Consider the following 22,401-nt stretch of genomic DNA (forward strand, 5'->3'; position numbering starts at 1 on the left):
CTGCTATTCACGGCGCGTTTAACAGATGCTTGGCATCGCTCATCTGGTCGATATATTCGCTTCGCTATGCGAAGTTTCCAGTTCATCGCGTCGATGAACACACGCGAATAGTCCGACAACTCAGCTCTAATTTCAGCGCCTGACTCATCGATCGAAAAAGTTGGTAATGCAGATTAATCTGCTGATGACGTTGATGATGTAGCGCAACGCTGTACTCCAGCTTCGGCGTAGCATTTGCCAAATGAACTGGACAGTACAAGCTGAGGCAAAAAGATGGTTGTAGTACTGCATCGATCGCAACCGGCTGCATCATTTCGTCTCTTCACATTTCCATACGCAGGCGGTGCAGCATCGGCCTACCATCGCTGGAGCGATATGGCGGATGGTGATGTCGAAGTCGTCTCGCTGGAAGTCGAGCGGGACGAAAATCCGCAAAGCGTTGCGGAAATCGCCGCAAAGATGGTCGATGCGATCGCATCACACACAGGTGACCTCCCGTTCGGTTTATTCGGTCATAGTTTCGGTGCATTGCTTGCATTCGAGGCGTGTCTCGAGTTGCGCAGGCGGAAGCTCGAATTGCCCGTTTGCCTTTTCCTGTCCGCACACCGTTCGCCCGACCAACCGAGCCGAACGGGATCGCCCAACACCTTCACGCACACGCTCGGCGACGAAGCGTTCCGCGAAGTCGCGGCGTCGTGGGGGTTGATTCCGCAGGCGCTGCTTGCCAACGACGAACTCATGTCGATGGTTCTGCCGCCATTGCGAGCCGATTTGCGACTGGATGAAACCTATCGCTTCGAGCGTCAGGACGAAACGCCTTTGGACGTTCGAGGCGTGGTGTACGGCGGCCGCTCAGACGGAACGGTGAGCCGGTCCGAACTGGCGCAATGGCGCCCGTTCTTCGGCACTCGGCGCGACTTGATTGTCGATACGTTCGACGGTGGCCATTTCTATCTGTTCGACTCGCAGGCTGAGGTTCTCGACAGCATTGCACGCCATATGCGTGAGGCGTTGGACGCAGCGGGTCCGTCGTGCGTGGCGGCAACCCCCGTTCCTTTCATGCGCATGGACGACGAATCGCGTCATGTGATGCAACGGTTCGCCGAACAGGTCGCGCAGAACCCGGACCAGCATGCCCTCGAAGACGGCGAGCGTCACTGGACGTACCGTCAGTTGGCTGACGCAAGTGCCGTGCTGGCGGCGACTTTTAGCGAACGCGGCGTGAAGCGGGACAGTGTCGTCGGGATCCTGATGCCGCATTGCGCCGAACATGTCATCGCGCTGCTCGCCACGCTATATACAGGGGCACGCGCCTGTCTGCTGGAAAACAGCTGGCCATCGGTTCAGCTCGCGGAGTTCGTTGCTGCGTGCGACGTCACGCTCATCGTCACGGTGCCCGCACTGGAAGAGCGCGTGGTTGCCGCGGTACAGGACACGCCGCGCATCACGCTCGACGCGGGATGGATGGCCGGTATGTCCGTCGCGCGAACCGTGACTGCTTTCCAGCCGGTCGCGGTCAGCGGCGACGACATTGCGCTCGTATCGATGACGAGCGGCTCGACGGGAAAACCGAAGGCAGTGCTTACGACACATCGAGGCTGCACGTTCTGCTTTCTTGCGCGTTTCGACCGCTATCCGTACACGGATGACGACGCGCGCGAAGGTCTCAACGTGTTCTTCGCGTGGGAGTGCCTGCGTGCGCTGCTGTGCGGACGAACGGCCGTCGTCATCCCGGACGCCGTCATCTTCGATCCACCGCGTTTGCTGTCGTTCATCCAGCAGGCGCGCATCACGCGTCTCGTCGTTACGCCATCGTTGCTGGAGAACCTGCTGGATCATCCCGTGCCCGAAAGAGCGCGAGCGTCACAGTGGACCACGTTGCGCCATTGCTTCCTGATGGGCGAGGTGGTGCCGGGCAGTCTCGTCGCGAAGGCGTCCAGGACGCTTCCGCCGCACGTGCGGCTGATCAATGCGTATAGCTCGTGGGAAGCGCTCGACGTGAGCTATGCGGACCTGCTGCCCTACGCGGGCGGTGCGGGTCATGCGCCCGTAGGGCATCTGTTGCCGGGAGTGGCAGCGCTTGCGCTCGACCCACAAGGGCGCGCCGTTCCGCGAGGCGCGGCGGGCGAGTTGTACGTGGGCGGCCCGGGTCTTGCGCCGGGTTATCTGCACGACGACACGCGCACGGCCGAACGTTTCGTCGAGGTTCCGCAGGCGCTCGCGCATGCCACGGGCGGTGTGCAGCGGCTGTATCGCACGGGGGACCTTGCGCGTTTGCGAGCCGACGGGCAGTGGGTCGTACTCGGGCGCATCGACAGCACAGTAAAAATTCGCGGATTCAAGGTCGGGCTGCACGGCGTGGAGCGCGCCATCGACGACATGGAAGGCGTCGCGCGTTCCGTCGTGTTGCCCGTGGACGATCCGCAGGGCGGTCAGCCGCGTGAACTGGTTGCGTATGTCGTCGGCCGTGAAGGCAAGCCATCCGCGGCCCTGCTTGCGCGCGTGCGGCGTGAAACGCGTCGACGCTTGCCGGAGTATGCGGTCCCGGCGTATTTCATCGGGCTCGCCGAGTTGCCGATGCGCGAGGGCGAATCGCGCAAGCTGGATCGGCGCGCGCTGCCGCCTCCGCGCGACGATGCAAGCGCGGCGTCAGTCGAACCCGCTTCGCTCTCAGCATTCGAACAGCGGATCGCGAATGTCTGGCGCGAAGTGCTCGGTGTCGACACCATTCATTCCGCCGACAACTTCTTCGAATCGGGCGGCAACTCGCTGGAAGCGGCCCGGCTGGTGGGGCTGCTTGCGCAGCGGCTCGGCGTGACGATGTCGATCGTCGATGTGTATCAGCACAGCACGCTGCAGGCGATGTCCCGCTTTTGCCGCGGCGAGAAGACACTCGCAATGCCCGCCCGTTCGGCACCGCGCTCGGACACACCGAAGCTGGCGGTGATCGGCATGGCCGGCCGTTTTCCGGGCGCGCCCTCGCTGGAAGCGTTCTGGGAATTGCTGCAATCGGGTACGGATGCATTGCGCGTGTTCACTCGCGACGAACTGAAGGCGAAAGGCGTGCGCGACACCGTGCTCGATCATCCTTCGTGGGTCAGGGCGGGGCAGGTGCTGGACGACGCGGACCAATTCGACGCCGCATTTTTCGGCATCGGCCGTCACGAAGCGACGCTGATGGACCCTCAGCACCGTCTCTTCATGGAAGTCGCGTGGCACGCACTCGAGCAGGCCGGCTACGCGCGGCGCGACAACCCGTGGCGCGAACGGACTGCCGTGTATGCGGCGTGCGGCATCGACGGCTATCTCGTGCATCACCTGAAGGGCGGTGGCCTCGTCGAGCCGCTGGATCCCGGGAAGCAGTTCCTGACGGAGATCGGCAACGAAAAGGACTATGTTGCGACGCGTGTCGCGTACCGTCTGGATCTTGGCGGCCCGGCCGTCACGGTGACCTCCGCATGCAGCAGCGGCCTGATCGCGGTCGCGCAGGCCGCGCAGGCGCTGATGAGCGGTCAGTGCGACATGGCCGTCGCGGGCGCGTCGGCGCTCAACTTTCCGAACTTCGGATACTGCTACGAAGACGGACTCGTCGGCAGCGCCGACGGCACGGTACGGCCGTTCGACCAGCAGGCGTCGGGCACGCTCTTCGGAGACGGCGTCGGCGCCGTGGTCCTGAAGCGCCTCGACGATGCGATCGCAGACGGCGACGATGTCTGGGCCGTGTTGTCCGGCTACGGCATGTCGAACGACGGCCGCATGAAGGCGGCCTATGCGGCGCCCAGCGCAGCCGCGCAGACGCGTTGCATTGTCGACGCGATGCGGATGGCGGGCGTGCATGCAGAGCAGGTGTCGTATGTCGAGGCGCATGCAACCGCAACCCATATCGGCGATGCCGTCGAGCTGAAAGGGCTGACAGACGCCTTCGCGCTGACGCGCGAGCATGACTCGATGAAGCCCGGCTCGTGCGCGCTAGGCAGTGTGAAGGGGAACATCGGTCACGCGAACTGCGCGGCCGGCATCACCGGTTTCATCAAGACGGTGCTCTGTCTGCGTCATCGCCGGCTGGTGCCCACCGTTCATTTTCGCGAGCCTAACGCGAAGCTCGTCGAGTTCGTCGAACATGACGACACGCCGTTTCACATTAACCGCGCGCTTTCGAACTGGGATGTGACGCACGAGCAGGTGCCGCGTCGAGCGGGTGTGTCGAGCTTCGGCATCGGCGGTACGAATGCACACGTGATCCTCGAAGAAGCACCGGCACGCGATGCTTCCGGCGTGGGCGAAGCGCTACACGGCTTCGTGCGCTCGCATCAGGTGTTGTGCGTCAGCGCGCGCAGCGAACGTGCGCTGTCGATGCAGATCGACCGGCTGGGTGAGGCGCTGAAATGTGCGTCCGCTGCAGACATGGCAAACGCCGCATACACGCTGCACACTGCTCGGGACGCGCATCCGTTCCGCGTCGCCGTGTCGGTCCACGCAGAGCAGCGTGATCGAAGCGGTCTTTTGCAGGCGGCCCGCCAACACGTGCGTCGAACGGACGACGGGCACGAGCCGATGGTCGTCTTCTGCTTCTCCGGGCAGGGTTCACAGCATGCCGGAATGGCCCGGCAATTGTATGAAGGACGAGCCGATGGCGGGCGGTTCCGCGCGCACTTCGATGCAGCATGCGCCGCATTGGCACCGCATCTGGGTTTCGATCCGTGCCTGCCCATACTTTGCGCCGACGACGAAGCCATGAGGCGGCCCGTGCTGACGCAATGCGGGCTCTTTGCAGTCGAATATGCACTCGCAACGAGCGTGGTCGAGATCGGCGCGCGTCCCGCGGCCGTTGCGGGTCACAGCATCGGTGAATACGCTGCTTGCGTGACGGCGGGCGTACTGACTCTGCACGACGCCGCGGCACTCGTCGCAGCGCGGGCAACGGCATGTGAAGCACTCGACCTGCGGGACGGCAGCGGATCGGCAGCAGCAGGCGGGATGCTTGCCGTAGCAGGCGACGAGTCCGTCATACGTGAGTATGTTGCGCGGCGCGACGATGTTTGGCTCGCAGTACACAATGCGCCCGGGCGCATCGTGATTGCCGGGCTGCGGCTTGCCCTTGAGCAGGCGCGCGAGGAACTCGAGCAGCTAGGTTGCCGTTGCGTAGACGTCCCGGTATCGCACCCGTTCCACAGCGCGCTGATGGCTCCCGTCGCGGCTCGCATCGAGGAAGCGGCTCGTGGCATCGTCGCGCGTCGGCCGGTCGTGCCGATGACGAGCAACGTGAGCGGGCTATGGGCCGCCGACGACATGACGTCGCCTGACTACTGGTCCCGGCATCTGCTGTCGACGGTGCAATGGGCTGCCGATGTCGACACGTTGCTGCAGTGGCGACCCGATGTCCTCGTCGAGATTGGTCCCGGCACCGTACTGACGAAGCTGCTAGGGCGCCGCGCGCCGGACGCGCAGGTGCTATCCGCATTGCCCGGTGCGCACAATGGCATCGAGGACGAAGCGGCATGGGCCGATCTCGTCGGCCGGCTATGGTGCGCCGGTGTATCGCTCGACTGGCATGCATATCATCGCGGCGAACTCGCGTCCCCGGGTGTGCCGCTCGGGCGGATGACGTTGCCCGGCTATGCGTTTGATCGGCAGAGCTATTGGGTGAATCCCGACGCGTCGATCTACGTCCCGACAGCGGCGCGGCGCGATGTAACGCCTGCCGGCATCGATGACGCGCCTGCAGTCGCGCCGGCGTGGCTCGTGCGCTACGGACGCACGGCGAGGCCGGCGCTCACTCTCTATTGCCTCGCTTTCGCGGGCGGCAGCTCGCGGCATTTCCAGCCGTGGGCGCAACGTGCCGAGCCGTGGCTCGATGTCGTGGCCGTCGAATTGCCGGGACGCAATGCGCGCGCGGAAGAGCCATTGCCGCGCGATGACACCGACGATGCGCTGGTGCTTCAGGCACTGGCGGCCGCCATCCGCGCCGATGCGGCGGACAGACCTTTTGCGTTGTGCGGCGTGAGTTACGGCGCCGCACTTGCAGCGGAACTGTTGATATCGCATCTGGCAGACCTGGACCAGCGGGGGCAGTGCATGGCGCTCGCCGTGGTGGGGCACGCCGCACCCGTCGATGAACGTTCGGTCCGGCGTGACGTCGATGCCGGGCGCTTCCTGATCGTGCCCGACGAACTGAAAGCCAATGCCGTCTGGCAGACGCTTTATCGTCCGATGCTCGAAGCCGATCTCGCAAGCGATGTGCGTGGCGTCGAACGTGTGCTCGCGCGCTTCGCGGAACATGAAAGCTGGCCGCTGCTGCGTTGTGATCTGATGCTGCAAGGAGCCCTGTACGATCCCGCATGCTCGCCGGACGAACTGAACGCATGGTCGAGGTTGACGACGGGCGCTCACGCCACCGCGCACTTTTATGAAGGCGGCCACGATTTCATCGTTCGTGACGATGAGACGATTTTCGCCCGCCTTCAGACGTGGCTCGGATGGCGCGCGGCGCCGACGGGCTCGTCGATATTGAACGCGGCACACTGGCAACCGCTGCCGGCCAGGCGCGATACGGCACTTGCGTCGATTCATCGGGTGGAGCTTGTCGCGGGCGAAGAGATACGGGCCCTTTCAACCCTGCTGCAGGTGCTGCAATCGGCCGACGCCGTTGTCACCGTGGTGTACCGGAAGGTCGATGGGGTGGATCGCACGCGAACGCGCTATCAGGGCATGGTCGCGTTGTTGCAGGGGCTCGTTCAAGCCGATGCTCGCGGTCGTCTCATTCTCCTGTTGCCGGCATGCACGGCGAGCGGTCCGCTTGCAGGACTCGCCCGTGTGGCGGCGCATGAAGGGGACGATCTACACGTGCAGTGCGTGTTCTTCGCCGATCGGCGGGATCGCACGCATCGTGCGACGGACGACTGGCTTGCGCCCATTCAGGCAGCCGCACACGCGCCGTCAGATGAGGCGGATTTCTACTGGAACGGCACGTCGCTGATGGCGTTGCGCCTGCTGCCTCAAGCGCAAACACCGATGCCTGCGGGCGTGCTGTCGTCGCTGAGCGGCGTGTTCGTGATAACGGGCGGCACGGGCGCACTCGGCCGGGCGTTGATCGACTGGTTGATCGACGCGCAGTGCATCGCGCCCGCACGCATCGTCGTGCTGGTCCGCTCGCTGTCTGCGAAGGTCCGGGCGGGCGTGCGACAGGCCGAATGCGCGCTGGCCGACCCCGTGTCCGTCGACGCAGCACTACACAAGATCGATGAAGCGAACGTCGTCGCGGGCGCGTTTCATCTGGCGGGTGCGCTCGACGACTGTGCGTTCCGCAACCTGGACGAGGCGCGGCTCGAACATGTACTCGCGCCCAAGCTGGCGCTCGCCAGCCTCTTGCCCGCGCTGGCATCTCGCGGCTGCGCGTGGGCGGTCGCTTACTCATCGACGAGCGCCTTGCTCGGCACGCAGGGACAGGCGAACTATGCGGCCGCGAATGCGTGGCTGGATCATCTTGCGCAGTGGCCGGACGATGAGCAGGCCGCCGTGCCCGTCTTCAGCATTGCGTGGGGAAGCTGGCAAGGCGACGGCATGGCAGCCGGCGATAAGGTCGCGGCGTCCGCACGCGAGCAAGGCGAGACGCCGCTCGCGGCGCGCGAGGCCCTGTCCGCGCTGGGCGCCGTTCTGTCGCGCGTCATCGCGGGCGATGCGCCGCGCCGCCTGGTGATATGCGACGTCGATTGGCCCAGCTCTGCGTGGCGCAACTTGCCGCTCGTGTCGCAATGGCGTGGGCGGCCTGCATCGACGCAGGCACCCGTTGCCGGCCCGGCGAACGACCGCGCGAACCCGGCGCTCGCCGAGCCAGCCCGCTCCCTGCAGGCGCCATCAGCCACCGCGTCCGATGACCCTGTGCGGACTTTTCTGGGCGAGTACGTGCATCGCTGGGACGACATGGCGACGCTGGCGGACGCCGGCCTCGACTCGCTCGACGTCGCCCAGTTGCGCAGCGGCTTCAATCGCCGCTTCGACCAGCAGGTGCCGCTATCGGTCTTTGCAGCGCCGAACCTGACGTTGGGTGAACTTTCCCGCAACCTTGCCGCGCATCTCGCTCCCGCCGTCGTCAACTAGCGTCGAAGCGAGTTCGCTGCACCGTGTGCACATGACACAGCACTAACATCTGAGGAACCACGAATGACTGACAAGCGATCGGAAACGTGTCTCTATCCATTCGTAGAGCTAAGTGATCGTGACGAATATCCAGACGGCACGAAGTTCGAAGTGATCCACACACACGACGGGCGTGGCGCGGGCATCCGTACGCGGACGCCGTTCGAGCGCGGCGAGCGCCTGTGCAAAGTCTCCGGCCAGATCGTCGCGTCGCGCCGCCTTCATACGTTGCAGATCAACGAGAACGTGCATCTGTACGACCCGCATTTCACGGGGCTTCTGCTGCATTCGTGCGATCCCAACGTGTTCCTGAACATGGTCGACATGGAGTTGTGGGCGCTCAAGCACATCGAGCCGGGCGAACTCCTGACGATGGACTACGCGTCGACGGAGACCGTTCTGTCGCGTCAGTTCGCATGCCAATGCGGTGCGCCGAATTGTCGTGGCTGGATCGCGGGATCGAAGGAATCACCGCATCGACCGGACGGCACACTCACGGCGGTCATTGGCGACACGGCCACCATTTGCGAAGCACATTGATAGGCGAGGCATTGCTATGAAAGACTTCGACATTGCGTATGAGCACGACAGCGCGCGCGTCCCGGTCCGTGGACGCCAATATCTGGCAGGGTCCACGAGCGTGGAGGTGCCCGAGTCCATCCCGATGGCGAACGACATGGTGCTGGCGTTGCGCGCCGCTACCCACAACTGGACGCTGGACGAAGCGGCACATCGATGCCGGGCAGCAATCGACGAAGCGCTTTACGACCGCGGCGCGATCCTGTTCCGTGCGCTTCCGCTGAACGACCGGAAGGACTTCGATGCCTTCATGCGCGCATTGGGTTATGCGCCGTCGAATTATTCCGGCGGCATTGCCGTCCGTCGCCACGACGCGGGTTATGCATTGATGGCAAGCCAGGAGGATCCGCGCATCTCGATGGCACCGCACAACGAGATGGCCTATCTGCCGGGGTATCCGCGCAAGGTGTTCTTCTGCTGCGCGGCGGAAGGAACCGCAGGCGGCGAGGTGCCCATCAACGACATCCGCCTGAGTGTCGCGCATATTCCAACGGATGTGCTGGACACGTTTCGTCAGAAGGGCATTCGCTATTACCGCAGCTTGCCCCAGGCCAACGACGCGCAGCAGATCGGCTGGATGGAAACGTTCGGTGTCGAGCGACGCGAAGACGTCGAAATGATCATGCGCGACAAAGGGTATGACTTCACCTGGCGTGGCGACGGCAGGCTCAGCTACAGCTACGCGATGCCCGCGTTCGTTGCCCATCCGGATACGGGCGAAGCGCTGTGGTTCAACCAGGTGACGGAGCTGCACTGTTCGTATTGGCGTGACCATCCTCATTTCCCGTCCGACCTCGCCGACGACGAGTATCCCGCAACGACGCGCTATGGCGACGGATCGCCGATTCCGGACGCGCTGATCGTGAGGCTGCGCGCGGCGCTCTGGAAACCCGCGCGCGCCGTGAAGATGCGCAAAGGCGACGTACTGGCGCTCGACAACCAGGTGATCCAGCATGGTCGCATTGCATTCGAAGGGCCGCGTCAGCATCTCGTGAGCATCACGGCATGACGTTCGCGAACCGTGATTGGCTGAGCGCCGACTGCGCGCACGTGCTGCATCCGTGGGCCAATGTCGCCGCGCTCGGCGCGGAAGCGCCGATGATGCTGGTCGAAGCCGAAGGCGTGCGCGTCAAGGACTCGCAGGGCAACACGTATCTGGATGCGATCGGCGGCATGTGGTGCATGACGGTCGGCTACGGCCGTCATGAACTGGCCGACGCGATGCAGAAGCAGGCACTGCGGCTGCCGTACTACACGCCGTTCGGCGCGATGGCGAACGAACCTGCCGCCGAGCTTGCGGCGCGGCTCGCGGCGCTCGCGCCAGGCGACCTGAAGCGCGTGCATTTCACGACGTGCGGATCGACGGCCGTCGAGTCCGCATTGCGTTTCGCGCACTACTATTTCGGCGCGACGGGGCGGCCTGCAAAGAAGCACATCGTCTCTCGCGTCGACGCCTATCACGGCAGCACCTATCTCGCAGCATCCGTTTCGGGCAAACAGTGGGACCGGACCTGTTTTCACTACGAAGACACGTTCGTTCATCTGTTGCAATCGCCCAATGTGTTGGCCCGACCGCCGGGTATGTCCGTCGAGCGCTTCTGCGATCGGCTGGTCGACGCGTTCGAGCGGCTGATTGCCCGCGTCGGTGCAGAGAACATTGCCTGCTTCATCGCGGAGCCGATCCTCGCGTCCGGCGGCGTGATCGTGCCGCCGGACGGCTATCACCAGCGCATGCTCGAGGTATGCAGACGGCACGACGTGCTCTACATCTCGGACGAGGTGGTGACAGGCATCGGGCGGCTCGGACATTACTTCGCGTCGGAGGCGCGCTTCGGCATCGTGCCGGACATGATCGTCAGCGCGAAAGGCCTGACGTCGGGTTATCAGCCGTTGGGCGCCGTGCTGATCTCGGAGCGTCTGTTGGCCGAAATCAGCGGGCCGCGCGCCTATGGGCACGGCGTGTTCACGCACGGCTTCACCTACTCGGGACATCCTGTTGCGTGTGCGGTGGCGCTCGCCAATCTCGACCTGATGGAGCGCGAGGGCGTTTGCGCGCATGTGCGCGAGGTGGGGCCGTATTTCCAGGCTCGACTAGCGGAGTTGCGCGATTTCCCGGTGGTGCGCGACATCCGTGGCGATCACCTGATGGCCTGCATCGAATGCAGGACGCCGGACGGCAGCGGCGATCTCGACGAAGCAATTCGCATCGCGGGGCGCATCGATGCCTTCTGTCAGGCAAAGGGTCTGCTGGTCAGGCCTTACGAGAATCTTTGCATCCTGTCGCCCCCGCTGATCGTGTCGCGGGCCGACATCGATGCCATCTGCGAGATCCTGCGTGCGGCGCTGGAAACCGAATCATCCAGGGCATTCGCATGATGATGAAGCATCAGGAGCATGTTCTATGAGCGTATATGAAAGCGTGGCGGTGACGCGTGTGCAGCGGGATGACGCATTGCTGGCAGAGGTCGAGCGCGAGGTGACGGCAGCGATGCAGGAGGTCGGCGATCTGGCGTCGGCGCCCGATCCCGATGCCGAACTGCTGGATCTCGGTTTCGATTCCGTCTGCTGTCTCCAACTCGCCGCGTGTCTCGGCGACGCGTATCGGATCGAACTCTCGCCGACGGTTTTCTATGACGTGCACACTGCGCGCGGCATCGCCAGGTGGCTGCTGACCACGCATCGCGCGGCCGTCGTGCAACGGCACGGCGTGCAGACGGCAGACGCCATGGAGGATTGCGCGAGCCCCTTGCCGCCCACGTCGATGGCGGGAACCGCGAGCGCAGACGCGCGCACAGGAAACCCATCACGCGAAGCCTGCGATGCGATCGCGATCGTCGGGATGGCGGGCGTGTTGCCCGGTTCCGCCGACCTCGACGAATTCTGGGCGCACCTTGTGAATGGCGACGATCTCATCGGCGAAGTGCCTTCCGGCCGATGGGACTGGCGCAGCTTTGCGGACGCAGGCGAGGGCTGTCGTTGGGGCGGCTTCATGCCGGAGGTCGAGTGCTTCGACGCGCCGTTCTTCCATATCTCGCCGCGCGAAGCACAACAGATGGACCCGCAGCAGCGGCTTTTCCTGCAGGTTGCGTGGCGAGCACTCGAAGATGCCGCCATCGTACCGTCATCGCTAGCGGGCACCGACTCGGCAGTGTTCGTCGGTGCAGGCACCATGGATTACCGCGAGCGTCTGACGTCGCTCGACGCCCATGCGGCAACGGGCGCGTCGCATGCTGTGCTCGCAAACCGCCTGTCGTTCCTGCTGGATCTGCGCGGACCGAGCGAGCCGGTCGATACGGCTTGCTCGAGTTCGCTGGTCGCGCTGCATCGCGCCGCCCAGGCGATCCGCAACAACGAATGTTCGATGGCGATCGTCGGTGGGGTCAATGCGATGCTGACACCGAGCCTGCACGTGGCATTGACGCGCGCTGGGATGCTGAGCCCCGATGGTCGCTGCAAGACCTTCGATGCGTCGGCGAACGGCTACGTTCGGGGCGAGGGCGCTATCGCGATCGTCGTCATGCCGCTGGAGCGGGCGCGCCGCGAAGGGCGCCGGGTGCACGGCGTTCTGCTCGCGTCGGCCGTCAACCACGGCGGGCGGGCCGCATCGTTGACCGCGCCGACCGTGCGTGCGCAACGCGAACTGATCGAGACGGCATGGCGCCGCGCGGGCGTCGATCCCGCCAGCGCCGGGTATATCGAGGCACACGGCACGGGCACCGCGCTGGGCGATCCCATCGAAGTCGACGCATTGAAGCAGGCGTTTGCCACACTCGATGCAGAGCATGGCGTACCAGGCGGGAGCGCGCCTCGCTGCGGCATCGGCTCGGTCAAGACAAACATTGGTCACCTGGAGGCGGCCGCTGGGCTCGCGGGGCTCGTCAAGGTGTTGCTCGCAATGCGTCATCGGCAACTGCCGGCAGGGCTGCACTGCACGAAAGTGAACCCCTACGTGTCGCTAGAGGGCAGTCCATTCCATATCGTCGACCGTTTGACGGCATGGGAGCCGCTTCGCGGCAAGGACGGCGAGACGTTTCCGTTGCGCGCAGGCGTGAGTTCGTTTGGATTCGGCGGCGTCAATGCGCACGTCGTCGTGCAGTCGGACGAGCAGCCCGTTGCCGTACGCGAACGCGATCCCGGCGCGCGCGAACCGTCGGTGTTCGTGCTGAGCGCGCGCGACCGCGAACGCTTGCACGCGTATGCGCGCGCGTTTGTGCACGCGCTGCGCGATGCATCGTGCGATGACGCCGCCTTCTTCGACGATCTGCTGTACACGCAGCAGTTCGGGCGCGAGGCGATGCGATGCAGGCTTGCGCTCGTGTGTGCGGACGTCGGCGAACTGCGCTTGGGCCTTGACGCATGGCTGGAAGGCCGCAGCACGCCGGCTCTGTATCTCGGCGGCGACGCGTTGCCCGAGCTGCCGCGTGCGCGCGGCGCCGCACACGACGATGCACGGCGCTGGACGTTCGGCGAGCCGGTGAACTGGCCTCGCCGCGACGGGCTGCGCTTCGTTTCGCTGCCCACGTATCCGTTCGCACGCTTGCGTTACTGGTGCGACGACGCTCTGTCACCCGTCGCCCACGCCGCTGCGACGAGCAACGCCGTCGTCGCCGAAGCGGGCGATACCGCTGCGATCGTCGAGGCGATCTTCCGCCAGGTGCTTGGGTGCACGCACATCGAACGACGGATGCCGTTCGTCGAGATGGGTGCCGACTCGATTCTGACTGCGCAGATCCGCGTGTTGATCGTGCGCCGCTTCAACGTCGATCTGCCGCTGAGCAGGATGCTCGAATGCGGCAACGTCGAGCGGCTCGCGCAGCTCGTGGCCGAGACTGCGGGCGAGGGACAGCCTGGCGCAAGCGTGGGTGCGGCCGACCTCGACGCGCCTCTCGATCAACCGTTTCCGTTGCGTCCCGACGGCGCGTTGCCGCTCGCGCAGGCGCAGATCCAGTTCGTCTTCCTGGACCAGCTCAGCCCGGCCAATCCGTCGTTCAACCTGCCGGGTGCCGTGCGCGTGTGCGGCCCATTCTCGTGCGAGCGTGTGTACTCGGCGTTTGCGCGAATGCATGAAGAGCATGAAATCTTGCGTTGCGGCTATGAGGTGTCGAACGGGAAGGCATCGGCGCGGCTTCACGCGAACGTCGCGCTGCTGCACGCTTATATCGATCTGACGGAGCTGCTGCCACGCGAACAGGACGAGGCGCTGCGCACACTGGTCGCGGCTGCCGCGCGCCAGCCGTTCGATTTGCGGGAGCCGCCGCTCGCGCGGCTCACCGTGGTATCGCTCGGCGACGAAGACCATGTCGTGATGCTGTGCATGCATCACATCGTCGCCGACTTCAGCACGGTTGCGCTGCTCGTCAACGAGCTTGCGCTCGCCGGACTCGGCCGCGAGGTCCCTTCTGCGAAGGCGGCTTCGTATCTCGACTACGCGTGGTGGGAGTCCCAGCATCTGCCCGCCATCGTCGCGCGGGAGCTGATCTATTGGGAAAAGACGCTGGCAGACGTGCCTGGGCCGCTACCGCTGCCGTTCGACAGGCCGCGTGCGGCGCGTCCTTCCTGGCGCGGGTCGAGCGTGCGATTTTCGCTGCCGCGCGCGACGGCGGTACAACTCGAGCGCTTCGCGGCGCAGCACGAGTCGTCGGTGTTCGCGGTCTTGCTCGCCGCGTTCAACGTGTGGCTGTATCGGCTGTCGGGCCGCGCCGACATCGTGGTCGGTTGTCCGTACAGCAATCGCGCCGAGCCGTCGTTGCGCACCACCGTCGGCCCGCTTGCGTACGCGCTGCTGCTGCGGAACCGGGTCGAACCGGATGCGACGTTCGAGCATCTGGTTGGACAGGTGCGCCGCACCTTGTACGACGCATTCGACCATCTTTACGTGCCGTACATGCAACTGGTCGAGGCGCTGAATCCGCCGCGCATCGCTGGCTGCAACCCGCTGTTCCAGACGATGCTGAACGTCATTCCGTTGGGCGCCATGGCGGACGAGATCGAGCCATTCGAGGTCGACACCGGCTACACCGACTATGACCTCTCGATGCGCCTGCACGTGCGTCACCGCGATATACAAGGCGTCTTGCAGTACAGCGCGGATCTTTTCGATGAAGCGACAGCGCAGGCGTTGTGCGCATCGTTCGCGGGACTGCTCGGCCAGTTGCTTGACCAGCCCGCACGGATGCCCGGCGAGCTCGCGCTCGATGCCCGCCTCGACTATGGTTCGCGAGCGGTTGCCCGGCAGCGCACGCTCTGTGTCGCGTCGACCTTCACCGACCGTCTGCTTGAACCTGGACTGCAGTACTGGAGCACGCGGACGGACATCGCGCTCGACATGTCCTGGGCCGGCTACAACCAGCTGTTTCAGACCCTCTACGATCCGTCGAGCGTGTTCTTCCAGGCGGACGGCGGTTACCGTGTCATCCTGCTGCGCGCCGAAGACTGGTTACGGTTCGACGACGGCGCGGATGCCTGGCAGGTCGCATCGGAATGCTTCGAAGAACTCGCTGACGCGCTTGCCGACGCGCTGCCGCGCATCGCAGGACCCGTCATGGTGCTGGTGTTGCCGGATCGACTCGTCACCGAAGACGAGGAGCGTGTGACGCAGATGCAGGCGCGGCTCGCTACGCGGCTCGACGGCCATGCGAATGTCGAGGTGTCCGGCTGGCGCGACGTGGCGCGGGCGTGGCCTGTCGCGGATGTTTTCGATCCGCTCGCGGACGACGCCGGTCACGTTCCGTTCACGGCGCAGTATCTGTCGGCCGTCGCGACCTTCATCAGTCGCTGGATCGCGCGGCACGAGCACCGCGAACAGCAGCATGCAACGCTGTGGGCGCGCACGGCCGAGGCGATTCATGCAGACATCGAGGCAAGCCGGTCAACCTCGACACCGAACGGCGAGGCGCGCTATGCCGCGCCGCGCAATGCGCTCGAAGCGGGACTGGCGGATGCCTTCGCGGGCGTCCTCAAATGCGAGCGCGTGGGCATCGACGATAACTTCTTCGACCGCGGCGGCCATTCGCTGTCGGCCATCCAGCTGCTGCAGCGTATCAACACGGTGTGCGGAAAGACCGCCACCGTCGCCGACATCTTCATGGCGCCGACCGTCCGGCGTCTTGCCGAGCGCATCGAGGCCGAGACGGGAGACATCGTCTGCGTGGACCTCGAACGCGAGGCCATGCTGCCTGCCGACATTGCACCGCGCCTCCAGCCTGCCGCGCAATCGCATCCGGCTCCCAACGGCATCGTGCTGACAGGCGCAACAGGGTTCGTCGGCCGCTTCCTGCTGCGCGAACTGCTCGACCGCACGTCGGCGACGATCTATTGCATCGGGCGGGGAACGGACACCTCGCAACTGGGCTCGCGTATCCGCGAAGCGATGCAGGGCTGGCATCTCTGGCTCGAAGGCGATGACGCGCGCGTCGTGCCCATTCTCGGCGATCTCGGTCTGCCGCGAGCCGGATTGAGCGACAGCGACTATGCGCTGCTTGGCACGCACACATCGGCGATCTATCACAACGCGACGAGCATGAACCATCTGGAACCGTTCGAGCGCGCACGCGCCGCGAATGTGGACGGCGTCGTCGAACTGCTGCGCCTCGCCGTCGACGGCTGCGCGAAGACCTTCAACTATGTGTCGACGCTCGGCGTGTTCAGTGCGCACGGGCGAACGGGCGTCACGACGTTCGACGAACGTTCGCCGATCGCCGCCGAGCAGCATCCCGCGGCGAACGGCTACACGGCCAGCAAGTGGGTCGGCGAACAGCTCGTGCATAAGGCGAACGAACGCGGCGTTCCCTGCAACGTGTTCCGGCTCGGGCTCGTCACTGCCGATTCGCATCAGGGACGCTACGACGGCTTGCAGTCGTTCCACCGGCTGCTGAAAAGCTGCGCGCTGATGGGCGCCGCGTTCAGCGGCTATCGCTATGACCTCGTCATGACGCCCGTCGACTACGTGGCGCGCGCCATGGTGTGGCTGGGCGAACGACATCGCGAAGGCGGCGGCGTGTTCCATCTTTCGTCGATGGACGTGACGCCGATGGAAGCCGTTTTCGAACGCTATAACCGTGTCGCCGAGCCGGCACTGGAGATCGTGTCGTACGCGCAGTGGCTTGCGAAGGTGAGGGCGCTGTATGAGCGCGGCGTCGTGCTGCCCGTCATGCCGCTCGTGTACGGCGTGCTCGACAAGGACGACGACGCGCTGCGGCGGCTCGCTGAAGCGCGTGCGCACACGACGCTGGTCTACGACTGCAGCCGCACGCAAGCGGAGCTGTCGACAGCGGGCATCGACATGATCCCGTTCGATGACGCGCTGATGCGAGTGTATCTGGGCGGCATGCTCGCGCTGGATGACGAACTGCGTTCGTCGGGAACGGTGCGCATGCAACCCGCCGAGAACAACGAAGCGGTTACGGCATGAAGCCGTCCGCACTAACCGGGAATTTTGATGAGCGTGAAAATCTACCATGACGATTCAGCTTCGCTTGCCTGTCTTGCGGATGCGTGCGTGGCCGTCATCGGCTATGGCATACAGGGACGGGCATTCGCGGCCAATCTGCGCGACAGCGATGTCGCGGTGATCGTCGGCAATATCGACGACGACTATCGGCAGCAGGCCGTCGCGGACGGTCACGCGGTCTACGACATCGCACAGGCCGTGACGCGTGCCGATGTGGTGTTGCTGTTGATACCCGACGAAGCCCATCGCGAGGTGTTCGACAACGACATCCGGCCGCACTATCGGCCGGGATCGACGCTGGTCGTCGCGCATGGCTTCTCGGCTGCGCACGGGCATGTTCGTGACCTGCCGGACCTCGATCTGGCGATGCTCGCGCCGCGCATGTACGGCGAGCCGATTCGCCGCAGCTATCTGGCCGGGCAGGGCGCGCCCGCTTACCTCGACATCATCGCGGATCACTCCGGCCTTGCCGCGCAGCGCGTCCTTGCCGTCGCGCGCGCGGTCGGCTTCACGAGAGCAGGCGTCATGCCGCTCGGCTATCGCGAAGAGATGCAGCTCGACCTGTTTCAGGAGCAGTTCCTCGCGCCGATGCTCGTCGATCTGATCGAAACGGCCTTCGATGCACTGGTTTCACATGGCTTCGACCGGCGTGCTGCGCTGCTCGAACTGTATGCCTCCGGCGAGATGGGAAAGATGCTGGTCGACGGCGCGGCGTGGGGACTCGATGAAGTGGTCGAGACACAAGGGTCGCCCACCTGCCAGGTGGGTTATCACCTGTACCGGAACAGGTCGCTGCCCGTCGCCCGACTGCGCGCGCAGGCCGACGACATTCTCGGCAGCATCCGCGACGGCCGCTTCGCGGCGCATCTGAGCGATGAAGCGCAGGCGGGTTATCCGTCGCTGGAGCCGGCCCGCGCGGCGCTGCGTTGCCGTCCGATGAGCGAGACGCAGCGTGAAGTCAGAAGCCTGTTCCGCTTTCCCGCCGACCAGCAGCAGACCGACGAGTCGCAGCTTTATCGCGAACGGCATGCGCAATCCGTCTTCCCGTTTTCTCTTCCGTTTCCAACATGACCGGGCAATGTAATCGAGGCAGCGACCTCGCGCCATACGACATGCACGCATTCGATCTCGTCGTCGGTGCGACTTTTACGGCAAGTGCGCTTGCAGCGCCGCTCGCTGAAACCGGGGATCTCACGAGGACTGCGCGTTCGACGGGATTCGTCGCGGCGCGCGACCTGCTGCCGTTCCTGATGAACGGACGGCTAGCGGGTGCGGCAAGCCTGCTCGTCATGCTGCGGCCGTCCGATCTGATCGGCGCGAATCAGCTGGATCAGCCCGATGCCGTCAGTCAACTGACAGAGAACATGCAGGTGTACGTCGATGCGCTCGCGCGTCTTCAGGTTCGCACCGGCGCGCGCTGCTGCCTGCTGGTCGTGCCGGCGCCTCACGCACCGGACAACCCGGCTGCGCTGTCATACAGGCGAGCATGTGACGCGCTTGCCGTGCCGGCGAGCGTCCGCTCGATCGACTGGCAGGCGTTCGCCGGAAAGGCGGGCACAGTGCGGATCTTCGATCCCATCGCGGACAAGCTCGGCCAGGTACCGTTCACGACGCAATGTCTGCAGGCGCTGGCGCGCCATATCACCGCCGAGCTGTGCTGTGCACCGGACGGGCAGGTGGCCACCGCGGCAAGCGCGGCTCCGGCGCAGGCTCCGGCACCTTGTGCGGCCCCAGCCGCCGCGCCGGATACAGCCGCGTTCGCCCGCTTTCTCGGCAGGCTCAGACTGCGTGTCGTCTGCAGGCCGATGACGACGGAAGACAGCGGATTCGCCGCGCGGCTCGCGCACACGGCCGCGACCTTCCACGCAAGCGCAAACAAGCTGACCGAAGCCGACTTCGGTGCGTTGATGACGGATGCCGACATCGGCGTGCTCGCAATCGAGGTAAGCGACCGCTTTGGCAGTTACGGTCCTTCCGGCTTCGTCGTGATGCGCAGAGGCGCGGCGCCGCTCGTGGAAGAGTTCGTCGTGAGCTGCGTCGTGCTCGGCAAACAGGTCGAGCACGTGGTGCTGCTCGCGCTGGCGCGTGCCGTGAGAAACGCGGGTGCGAGTGCGCTGAGGCTGCGGTGCGTCTCACAGGATGGCAGTCAGGTGGCGCAGTGGCTGCACGATCTGGAGGCCGCTTGCCCCGACGGCGCGGTTCGGGAGTCGGCAAACGAACTGCGGTTCGAGCCGGCCGCGCTGGCCGACGCGATCCTCGCATCCGCGCCTGGCCGCGAAGCGCTGGAGCAGATTCCAATCGCGCTGCCGCCGGGATTCTTCGGAGGGCGGGCATGACGGCTTGCCCGATGGGCGACGTCTGGATGGCCGAACTCGCAGACGCAGGTTGGGACGCGTTCGACGACACGCTCGCGCCGGCGGAGACGCAGCGTTATCGACGCATGCACGACCCGCAGCGTCGCGCGTGGCATCTGCGGGCAAGGATCGCGGCGCGCATGGTGCTCGCACGCTATCTGCACGTCGACCCGCATTCGCTGCGGATCGTCACGGGATTCGCAGGGAAGCCTCGTCTCGCGGACGATCCCCTCCAGTTCAACGTTTCGCATTCGGATGCGCGTGCGTTGATTGCCGTGTCGCGCGGGCCCGTCGGTGTCGATCTGGAGCATATCGACGCGCGTGTGAACGTCGATGCGCTGCTCGATCACGTCTGTCACGAGACCGAGCGCAACGCATTCACGCAGCTGACCGGGCAAGCGCGCGTTGCGCGGTTCTTCGCGCTGTGGGTGGCGAAGGAGGCCTATTGCAAGGCGCTCGGCGAGGGACTGCGCAAGCCGATGACCGCGTTCTCGCTGGCGGAGATGGACTGTGCGACGCCCATTCGCGTGTTCGATCCGGCACACACAGACGCGCCGTACTGGATACAGCGAGTCGTGATGCCGACGGGCTGGACTGCCGCGTTGTGTTCGCAGTCTCTCCACGCCGGTTCACGACGCACCACGCCGCGAAGCGTCGCGCCCGCCGATTTCATACAGCGAGGCATCACATGCAGGGACTGATGCTGATCGTTGGATGGATGGTGTGCGGCGCATGGCTGGCAAGCAAAGGCTGGTTGGGCCCGACCCGCTGTGCGGGACTGAATCGACTCACGATCGGCGCTTGCTTGTCGGCTCTCGTGCTGCAGCAGATGCACCGGCTGCCGTTCGATGCCCGCATCGTGCCCGCGCTCACGATGCCGTTCGTGGCGTTCGCGGCGGGCACGCTGGCCGTGCTGATCGCGGCGCGCATAGCGCGGTTGTCGCGCGCCACAGCCGGTTGCCTGATCCTGACGGTTGGCGTGGGCAACACGTCGATCGTCGGGCTGCCGCTGATCCGCGCGTACCTCGGGCCGCGTGCAACGGGGCTCGCGCTCGTCGCGGATCAGGGCAACTTCGTCGTGTTGTGTACGGTCGCGACGCTGGCCGCCGCGCTGTGCTCCGGTACGCGCACGAGCCCTGCGGACATGCTGCGGCGAATGGTGTCTTACCGCCCGTTGCAGGCATTGGCGGTGGGCGTGGCGCTGCGGCCGTGGACATTTCCCGGCTGGCTCGACGCTGCGCTCGGCGCACTGGCGGCGATGCTGACGCCGCTCGGGCTCGTTTCGACGGGCGCGATGCTGGTCCTTCAGCGCAGCAGCGGCAGGCTCGGCCTGTTCGCATTCGGCGCGGGGCTCAAGCTCGTGTTCGTGCCGGGCGTCGTCCTCGGATGCTGGCTGCTGTTCACGCAGACGCGCGACCTGTCCGTCGCGATTTCGGTGATGCAGGCGGGCATGCCGCCGATGATCGTCGCCGGACTTCTCGCCGCCGAACGGAAACTGGACCCGTCGCTTGCGACCCGGCTGATCGGGCTCGGCATTCCGTTGTCGCTCGCGACGACCTTCTTATGGAGTCGATCTCTCAAAGGAATGGCTATATGGTGACTCAGGTCGAATCGCACTGGTGGGCGCGCGATCATCTCGGCTATCGCGACGGGCGTCTTGCATTTTGCGGGCGCGACGTCGCGCAGACGGCGGCGACCTTCGCCGAGCCGCTGTTCATGTACGACGCGCAGCGTCCCATCGAAAAACTGCGCAGCATCGAACGCGCGTTGAACCGGCATGCGGTACGTCATCGTCTCTTTTACGCGATGAAGGCCAACCGCTTCGCGCCGCTGCTTTGCGCGTTACGCGCGGATGGCCGATACGGTGTGGACGCGTGCTCGCCGGAAGAACTGCGCGAAGCGCTCGCATGCGGCTTTGCGCCGTCGCAGATTTCATACACATCGCACGGCATGGCGCCGGACGAGGCCGCGCTGCTGGCCGCCTTGCCCGAGGTGCTTGTCAACTGCGACACGCTGGCGGCCGTCCGGATGATGGGCGCTTACGGCACCCGGCGCGAAATCGGTTTGCGTATCAACCCGGGGCTCGGTATCGGCTATGGCAACAACGAGCGTCTTCTCTACGCGGGCCGCACGACCAAATTCGGCATCTATCGCGAGCAGTTCGACGAAGCGATTGCGCTGGCACGCGAATCCGGGCTGGCCGTGACGCGGCTGCATTGTCACGCGGGTTGCGGCTATCTGGATGCGCAATTGCGCGCCTTCGAAGCAGTGCTCGACGCTGTCTGCGATTTTGCGGACGCGTTGCCCGGCATCCGCGAAATCAACCTGGGCGGCGGGTTGGGCGTGCCTCACCGGGCCGCCGACAAGCCGCTCGATCTGGACGCGTGGGCTGCCGTCATCGCACTGCGGACGAGGCGGCTCGGCGTCACGATTGCCGTCGAACCGGGCGACTTCGTCGTCAAGGACGCAGGTCTGCTGGTGCTGCAGGTCAACTACATCGAGAAGAAGCGCGACGTCGTGTTTGCAGGATTGAGCGGCGGCTTCAACCTGGCGGTCGAACCGGCTTTCTACGACCTGCCGTGCGAAGCGGCGCCATGCGTGCTGCGCGACGGCGAGCCTTCACGGGTGACGCTGGCCGGCAACATCAATGAGGCGCTCGACCTGTGGGCATCCGATGTGATGTTGCCGCCGCTGACAACGGGCGATTACGTCGCTTTGCTCAACGCCGGCGGATACGCAGCGTCGATGAGTTCGAATCACTGTATGCGGGGGCGCTTCCGCGAAATGCTGTTGTGCTGAAGCGGCTGCCTGTATCGATCCATCAAGTATCAAGAGGTATTGCATGACATACGTGACATCCGACACCCTGACCGGCCGACTGTT

General features: G+C 65.1%; 10 protein-coding genes. All 10 read left to right on the forward strand.

What is annotated here, in order from left to right; translation table 11 throughout:
* The first annotated feature begins 273 nt into the window (after window positions 1-273).
* The 10 genes from G3N95_RS36005 to G3N95_RS36050 all read left to right on the forward strand — a co-directional run bounded on the left by G3N95_RS36005 (window position 274) and on the right by G3N95_RS36050 (window position 22,317).
* Entirely contained in the window at window positions 274-8,097 is a 7,824-nt protein-coding gene (locus G3N95_RS36005) for a type I polyketide synthase (RefSeq protein ID WP_205974850.1), read from the forward strand.
* Between the two features lie 63 nt (window positions 8,098-8,160).
* The gene (locus G3N95_RS36010; protein ID WP_205974851.1) at window positions 8,161-8,676 is read left to right on the forward strand and encodes an SET domain-containing protein-lysine N-methyltransferase; all 516 of its coding nucleotides are present in this window, start codon (window positions 8,161-8,163) and stop codon (window positions 8,674-8,676) included.
* A 16-nt stretch (window positions 8,677-8,692) separates the two neighbouring features.
* Window positions 8,693-9,724 carry a TauD/TfdA family dioxygenase gene (locus G3N95_RS36015; protein ID WP_205974852.1) on the forward strand — a complete coding sequence of 344 codons (1,032 nt, stop codon included), beginning with the start codon at window positions 8,693-8,695 and terminating at the stop codon, window positions 9,722-9,724.
* Window positions 9,721-11,091 (forward strand): aminotransferase, encoded by a 1,371-nt coding sequence (locus G3N95_RS36020; RefSeq protein ID WP_205974853.1) that lies wholly within the window; start codon window positions 9,721-9,723, stop codon window positions 11,089-11,091. The genes G3N95_RS36015 and G3N95_RS36020 overlap by 4 nt, the downstream gene beginning before the upstream one ends.
* 25 nt (window positions 11,092-11,116) lie before the next feature.
* The gene (locus G3N95_RS36025) at window positions 11,117-17,125 is read left to right on the forward strand and encodes a thioester reductase domain-containing protein (protein ID WP_205974854.1); all 6,009 of its coding nucleotides are present in this window, start codon (window positions 11,117-11,119) and stop codon (window positions 17,123-17,125) included.
* A gap of 27 nt (window positions 17,126-17,152) precedes the next feature.
* Window positions 17,153-18,235 carry an NAD(P)-binding domain-containing protein gene (locus G3N95_RS36030; RefSeq protein WP_205974855.1) on the forward strand — a complete coding sequence of 361 codons (1,083 nt, stop codon included), beginning with the start codon at window positions 17,153-17,155 and terminating at the stop codon, window positions 18,233-18,235.
* 41 nt (window positions 18,236-18,276) lie between these two features.
* A complete protein-coding gene (locus tag G3N95_RS36035) occupies window positions 18,277-19,500 on the forward strand; it encodes a hypothetical protein (protein WP_205974856.1) in 1,224 nt (407 codons plus the stop codon).
* Window positions 19,497-20,219 carry a 4'-phosphopantetheinyl transferase superfamily protein gene (locus G3N95_RS36040; RefSeq protein WP_205974857.1) on the forward strand — a complete coding sequence of 241 codons (723 nt, stop codon included), beginning with the start codon at window positions 19,497-19,499 and terminating at the stop codon, window positions 20,217-20,219. Before G3N95_RS36035 ends, G3N95_RS36040 begins: the two co-directional genes overlap by 4 nt.
* On the forward strand, window positions 20,207-21,118 hold the full coding sequence (locus G3N95_RS36045) for an AEC family transporter (protein ID WP_205974858.1): 912 nt from the start codon (window positions 20,207-20,209) through the stop codon (window positions 21,116-21,118). Before G3N95_RS36040 ends, G3N95_RS36045 begins: the two co-directional genes overlap by 13 nt.
* A complete protein-coding gene (locus G3N95_RS36050) occupies window positions 21,112-22,317 on the forward strand; it encodes a diaminopimelate decarboxylase (RefSeq protein ID WP_241019151.1) in 1,206 nt (401 codons plus the stop codon). Before G3N95_RS36045 ends, G3N95_RS36050 begins: the two co-directional genes overlap by 7 nt.
* Window positions 22,318-22,401 lie beyond the last annotated feature (84 nt).

The organism is Paraburkholderia sp. Tr-20389 (assembly GCF_017104565.1).
In the GTDB taxonomy this organism is placed as follows: domain Bacteria; phylum Pseudomonadota; class Gammaproteobacteria; order Burkholderiales; family Burkholderiaceae; genus Paraburkholderia.